General features: G+C 68.0%; 1 pseudogene. It reads right to left on the reverse strand.

The features are described from left to right. Positions 1–1,291: pseudogene (locus TSH64_RS01540) on the reverse strand (calcium-binding protein); the annotation flags it as partial.

A 1,291-nucleotide genomic window follows, 5' to 3' on the forward strand; every position in this document is an offset into this window, starting at 1 on the left:
CCGTGGTGCCGATCGTGATGGCATCGGAGGCGGTGCCGCCGATGATCGTCTCGAACAGCGAAACCGTCGCGGTGTTGGACGTGTTGCCCAGCGTCAGGACGTCGGTGCCCACGCCGCCGGTCAGCGTCTCGATGCCGCGCAGCAGCACCGTGTTGCCGGCCGTGCCCAGCGTGACAACGTCGGTGCCGACGCCGCCGATCAGGATGTCGATGCCCGACACCGAGACCGTCGAACCGCCCGAGCCCAGGAACACCAGTTCCGAACCCGTGCCGCCGGTGATCGTCTCAAGACCGTTGACAAGCAGGGTCGTCCCGGCCGAGCCCAGGGTGACGACGTCGGTGCCGACGCCGCCGGTCAGGGTCTCGAGCAGGCCGACCAGCACCAGGGTGTTGCCGGCCGTGCCCAGGCTGATGACGTCGATGCCGGTGCCGCCGGACAGCGTCTCGACATTCGACATCAGCATGGTGGTGCCGGTGTCGCCGATGGTGACGACATCGGTGCCGGCCCCGCCGATCAGCGTCTCCAGCCCGCGCAGGAGGATGGTGTTGCCGGCGGTACCCAGAGTGACGATGTCGACCAGGGTGTTCGCGGTGTCGATGTTCGATCCGGCGACCAGCGTCTCGATGCCGGACACCAGCAGGGTGCTGCCGGTCAGGCCGATGAACACCAGATCGGTGCCGGCGCCGCCGGTCAGGGTCTCAAGCCCGGTCGCCAGCATCGTGCTGCCGGCCGAACCGAGGGTGACGACGTCGGTGCCGACGCTGCCGGTCAGCGTCTCCAGCGCCGACACCAGGATGGTGTTGCCGGCGGTTCCCAGAGTGACGAAGTCGGTGGCCGTGCTGCCGATAAGCGTTTCGACGGCCGCGACCAGAATGGTGTTGCCGTTCGGGCAAAGGGTGATGACATCGGTGCCGACACCGCCGGTCAGCGACTCCACGGCGCACACCGCCAGCGTGCTGCCGGCCGTGCCGATGTTGATGACGTCCACGCCGGTGCCGCCGCCCACCGTTTCGAACAGCGAAACCGTGACAGTGTTGCCTGTGTTGCCCAGCGTCAGGACGTCGGTGCCGACACCGCCGGTCAGCGTCTCGATGCCGCGCAGCAGCACCGTGTTGCCGGCCGTGCCCAGCGTGACGACATCGGTGCCGACACCACCGATCAGGATGTCGATCCCGGATGCCAGCAGCGTGTTGCCGCCCGAGCCGAGATAGATCAGTTCCGAACCCGTGCCGCCGGTGATCGTCTCAAGACCGTTGACAAGCAGGGTCGTCCCGGCCGAGCCCAGGGTGAC

It is taken from the genome of Azospirillum sp. TSH64 (assembly GCF_003116035.1).
Lineage (GTDB): Bacteria > Pseudomonadota > Alphaproteobacteria > Azospirillales > Azospirillaceae > Azospirillum.